Here is a 5,102-nt window from a genome sequence, read left to right on the forward strand (position 1 = left end):
CCACCCCCGCACTGACCGCCTGATCGAACAGGATCACGCGGAAATCACCCCGATACACCACCCGCTTGGACTTGACCTTCACTCTTCCTGCCTCGGGTGTCCGACCCGTCGGGCAGTGCACGAATCGGCCGATCCCGCATCATGATTCGGTGCATCGGCGTGTCCGGGCAGCCCTGCGGCCGAGTTCGGCGGCGAGCGATCCCGCGGCTCCTGTGACGGATGTAGCCGTCGTGGCCACCGTTGCCTGCCGGGACGCGTGCGACGGTGACGGGCGCTGCAGACAACGGTGAATCCCCTCTCGGTCGACATCCTCGACGGGCATGGTGGTGACGTACCCCGGCCGTCGAACGATCGCACCTGTCGGTGCATCGTTGCCGCGGCGCTGAGCGAGACGCCGAGGTGACGGGAACCGGATCCGCTGCCGACGAGGTGCGCCGAGTGATCCGGCGGGGTGCGCCACCGCACCTTAGTTTATACAAACTTTGGATGTATAAATAGAGCCAGTCTTGGGCCGGCGTTATTGACGACCTGCTCGAGTGGTGGGGCAGGAGACCGGGACGGCTCGACTTGATGGCATCGAACGCTGGCTGTTCGACAAGGGCGTACCCGGGAAAGGAGCTGACGCCCGATCCCGAGCGATGACTGCCAGTCGACTCGTGTGTGAATGTGGTTGGCGCCGGGCAACACTGACAGCTACCAGATTGTCAACGAAGCGTTTTGTCGAATGATCGCCACATGCGAACGGGCCGAGGCGCTTTCGGATCAGCAGGGCTGGAACGGGTAGCACGGGTGCGGCGGCGCGGCCGTCGTCGTCGGCTGGACTCGTTGTGGTGCCACCGCCGGCGCGGTGGTCACTTGCCCGGGGGTGCCGGTGCTGGTCGCTGAATAGGGCGGGCCAGGCGGGTCGGGGTGAGCCGGCCTCTCAGGGTCACCGATTCGCCGAGTTGCCAGTGTTCGGCTTCGGTGGGGGCGGACGCGGCAACCGTCTTATCCGAGGTGAGGAGCAGGGAGTCGCGTTTTGCCAGTTCACAGAGGCGGGCGGCTTCGTTGACAGCGTCGCCGATCACCGTGAATTCGTAGCGCTGCCGAGCGCCGACATTGCCTGCGACAACACGGCCCTCGGCGATTCCGATCGCAGCGACGAAATCCGCGGCGTCGGTATCGAGTCTGGCGTGGATCGCGCGGCCGCACGCCAATGCGGCGCCCGCTGCGTCGGGAAGCGTTGCAGGCGTGCCGAATACGGCCAGCGCCGCGTCTCCTTCGAACTTGTTGAGCAAGCCGCCGTGGCGCTCCACCTCGTCCACCACCACACTGAAGAAGCGATTGAGAATCGCGACCATCTCGGGTGCGGGCAGGGACGCGGCCATGGTCGTGGATCCGACGATATCGATGAACAGTGCGGCCGCCTCGACTTCGACGCCGCCGAGCGCGGCCGTGCCTGTCAGTGCGGCGTTGGCGACCTCGCGCCCTACGTGCCTGCCGAACAGGTCCCGGATCTGCTCGCGTTCGCGCAAACCGCCGACCATATTGTTGAAACCGCTCTGCAGTTCGCCCAGTTCGGTGCCGTCGTAGACCGCGAGTTCCAGATCGAATTCGCCCTTCTCCACCTCGCGCATCGCTCGGCGCACACCACTGATCGGGGCGACGGTCGCGGCCAGCGTCTGTGTCATCAGCAGCAAGCCGATCAGCAGGGTCGCACCGCCCAGCGAAAGCACGCACACTGCTAACCGGGCCGTGCTCACATCGTCGCTGCACAAAGCGAGCACCGCGAGCACCATCAGGCCCGCCACCGGGAGACCCGAACCGACCATCCACATCAACAACGATCGCCCGACGACGCCGATTCCGCGGCGGGAACGCGACTTCCGTGCCGAGAGCACTCGCGAGGTCACCGGTCGCAACGCGAATTCGATGATCAGATAGGTACTCGCGCACACCACAACCGCGCTGAAGGTGATCCCGAACGCGACCTTGGCGATCAGCCCGGGGTCGGCGAGTCCGGCGAGCAGCGTGAGCACAGCCACACCGCCGAACCACAGCACCGCCTGGATCCGCACCAGTCGCCGCGGCACTGCTGCGGCGGCGGTTTGTTGCCGTTCGGTGGGCACCGCATCCGGGTCGAGGGCCCAGCCCAGCGCGCCCAAACCGCGCACAGTGCCCCACCAGACGCCGATCAACACGGCGACCACGGCATATACCGGGGCGGCGACGGCATCGACCAAGACGATCTTCTCAGCGAAGACGGAAGGTCCGGGGAGGACGAAACCGATCAACGTGATCGAGACGAATACACCGGCCAGGTTGGCCAGCACGATCGGCACCGTCAACAGCAATTGCACGCGCAGCCGCCGAGTTCCCGCGGCTTCGTCCTCGCGTCCCAGCAGCCGCGACCCCCAAGGCGCCGCCTCGAGTGGGGTATTGCTGCGCGGCATACTCGGCCCGCCCTTTCTGGATCTACGTCGTACCGAGGGCCGGGTCGCCCGAAACACACATACTATGTCTCCGGCTCGCCTTGTCGCGCTTTGCGGAGCAGGCCAGGCCGGTCGCCGCACGACGCATCTGCGTGGACGAGAAAAGCCTCACCATGTGGCGAATGCAGGGAGTCACGCGCAGGTCGCTACCCAGGGGCGCCCAGGTGCCTGCGTGTACATGGCGGCCACGTCGACGCAGAAGTGCAGGCGGCGGCGAACCGATCGTTCAAGCGGGAAGAGTGTCGCCGGGGAACCCGTGGCACGGGTGTACCTCGTAGTGCATCATTCCGGCTTGCACGCACGGGTCCTCGGCGAGGATCGCGGTGGCCTCTCCGGCAGGGACGGTCATGATCGCGACGCCTGCGATGGTGTCGGAGGCGACTGGGCACAGGACGGCGATCACGCCATCGGATCGAAGCGAGACCATGCGGCGCTGGTGCTCTAGTTCGATTGCGTTCGCGCCGTCCATGTTTCGGTTCGGCCCCCAGTGCAGCACGGACAGGCTGTAGGGTTTCGCGGTCGCGGCCAGCGCTTGAATCTGTTCGTCGGTCACGGTCGTGCTCAATGCTGTCTCCTCAGGTCGGCCGTGCTTTGCCTCCGCGACGATAACTGCCTCGGGATCATCGGGCAGCGGATCGAGTGCCGCGGTGGCAGTTGGCCAGGATCGCGTCGTGGATGAACTGCGACAGTCCCGGGGCCATGTCGTCGTAGTTGAGGCCGAACCGGACAATTTCGTGCGGCCTACCACGGACACCTTCTACGGTTCCCCCAGTTCGAGCCACTGCCATTTCATGCGACCTCGCACAAGGCGCTCGGAGCCGGTGAATCCGCTGACAGTAACCTCTCCGATACCGACTGTAACGAGCAAGTAACGGTCAATGTCTACTCTGACGCGGAAGATATCGCCAAGGGTAAAGCGAATAGGTACATAAAATGCATCGTTCCCGCAGCGTACATCGCACGTGCTGATGACCGGGCCCCAACAAAACCGATTTGTCGCAGGAAAAGATGTCTGAACCTTGGTCATTCAATTCAGAGGACATGCATCTCCGTATCTGGCTGGGCGACATGGCCTTCGATTACATTGCCTCTTCTGTGGCGGTAGCCAATCTGATCAGCGACTGGCGTCGGAGGCCCTGGTACGCAATCGAACTGATCCGGATCGGCTACGACAATCCGCAACTGCCACGGTTGCCCTGCGCTCGATTGTTCCAAGGGCCATGAGAACGGGACCCCTGGCAGTGGTGTCGAGGTGTCGGACATGTCGGCCTTTCGTGTCAAGGGATTTCGCGGGTGGCTGCCACCTCGCTGGGCACGGTCGTTGATATCGGCTCGATCGACGTCGGATGCGTTGATGGAGTTGAGGAATCCGGGTGCGTCTCCGGTTGTTGCATCGATCTCGCCCTGGACCCATGGGTCGGGGCGTGGATCGGCGTGTGCCGCAGCGGTTGTCGTGACGAGTGCGGTGCCGATGGTGATCGCGGCGAGCAGTGACGATGCGGTGATGCGGGCGGTCCTGCAGATCGGCCATCGATCCGAAGTGGTATGGCGTTCGGGCGAGTCCGGAAGGCGCGACGGCGAGCATCGTCAGAGCCGTGGCGAAACCCGATCCACTACAGAAGCGAATCCCGTTGAAAAACGGAACAATACTACCGGTGATGCCTGCTAGGACACCCGCTCGATCCCGGTGGCCTGCTTCGAGACCTTCTGATCAGCGGGTTGGCGCCGGGGGTGTAGTCGGGGCAGCCAGGCAGGGACGGCGGTGCGGTAGCGCTCGTATTGCGCGCCGTAGCGTGCGGTGAGCGTCGGCTGTTCGTAGGCGAGTACCGGCCGGAATCCGCGGAGATATCCGGGCCGCGCTCGCCGCCTCGCTGGAGCAGGCACGCGGTGACCGGTGACTCCTCGGTGGACCAGCGCCACGACCGCGACGACGCCCAGCACCGTCCACGCCAGGGTCAGCACGACAGCCAGAGCGAACATGCGGTAACCCCACGCAGAGGTGAGTCCGTGCAGCCTCGCCCGCCGGTGTGGCGGCTGCGATCGCAGATGCCAAGTCTCGGTGGGGTTTCGCCGCCGCGTCTCCGCGGATCGAGCACACAAGTCGTGACCTGTCTCGAATCCAAGGTTTAGAGACATCTGGCATGAGCCGCGCCGTCGTCTGGTCCTCGAACGCCTCGATGAGTTCGAGTCCCCATTGAAGAAGGTGACGATCATCGGTATCGGCCGCACCGCCGAAGCTGCCGTGGCCCAGCTCGCATCGAGCGACCGACTCGGTATCCGCCTCCGCGTTTCCATCGCTGGAAGTCGGCTGCGCCACGCCCGGCGGGCTTATCGTGGAATCATGTCTGCCGACAAAAGTAGTGGCAGGAGGGCCGACCAGAAGTTGGTGCGGCCGCGGGAGGAGCTCACACCTCTGCCGGATCTATCGCATGGTGGCCCACGCGCCGGGCCGGGGTTGAGTCCAGCAGGATGGTGTATGGCCGGACGCCAGCAAAGTGCGGGCGTGTCGTAGCCGGATAGGGGGTGGTCACCGCGTGATCCTTCAAAAGACCGGCAAGTCACTTGAAGGAAAGAAAGTTCACGCGATGACCTCTGTCCAGCCTATCGACCCGTCCAAGATGCTGTCGGACC

4 protein-coding genes are annotated in these 5,102 nt (G+C 64.6%); 1 reads left to right on the top strand and 3 read right to left on the bottom strand.

Features of this window, described 5'->3' with window-relative positions; all coding sequences use genetic code 11:
- Window positions 1–851: 851 nt before the first annotated feature.
- Both A5789_RS08710 and A5789_RS08715 read right to left on the bottom strand, forming a co-directional pair.
- Complete coding sequence (locus tag A5789_RS08710; RefSeq protein ID WP_063013490.1) at window positions 852–2,432, bottom strand: adenylate/guanylate cyclase domain-containing protein; 1,581 nt, start codon at window positions 2,430–2,432, stop codon at window positions 852–854.
- A gap of 265 nt (window positions 2,433–2,697) precedes the next feature.
- Window positions 2,698–3,024 (bottom strand): hypothetical protein, encoded by a 327-nt coding sequence (locus tag A5789_RS08715; RefSeq protein ID WP_227462730.1) that lies wholly within the window; start codon window positions 3,022–3,024, stop codon window positions 2,698–2,700.
- A gap of 740 nt (window positions 3,025–3,764) precedes the next feature.
- Here A5789_RS08715 and A5789_RS36405 point away from each other — a divergent pair.
- Complete coding sequence (locus A5789_RS36405) at window positions 3,765–3,965, top strand: hypothetical protein (RefSeq protein WP_155525573.1); 201 nt, start codon at window positions 3,765–3,767, stop codon at window positions 3,963–3,965.
- A gap of 171 nt (window positions 3,966–4,136) precedes the next feature.
- On the opposite strand, the gene A5789_RS37270 is transcribed toward A5789_RS36405, so the two are convergent.
- On the bottom strand, window positions 4,137–4,451 hold the full coding sequence (locus A5789_RS37270; RefSeq protein ID WP_064902962.1) for a hypothetical protein: 315 nt from the start codon (window positions 4,449–4,451) through the stop codon (window positions 4,137–4,139).
- Between the last annotated feature and the right edge of the window lie 651 nt (window positions 4,452–5,102).

Origin of the sequence: Nocardia sp. 852002-51101_SCH5132738, from assembly GCF_001665695.1 — a bacterium.
GTDB classification, from domain to species: domain Bacteria; phylum Actinomycetota; class Actinomycetes; order Mycobacteriales; family Mycobacteriaceae; genus Nocardia; species Nocardia nova.

What these genes read in the sequence shown, in the direction of transcription:
- A5789_RS08710 (WP_063013490.1), bottom strand. Translation starts at nt 2,432, where the DNA reads ATGCCGCGCAGCAATACCCCACTCGAGGCGGCGCCTTGGGGGTCGCGG.
- A5789_RS37270 (WP_064902962.1), bottom strand. Translation starts at nt 4,451, where the DNA reads ATGTTCGCTCTGGCTGTCGTGCTGACCCTGGCGTGGACGGTGCTGGGC.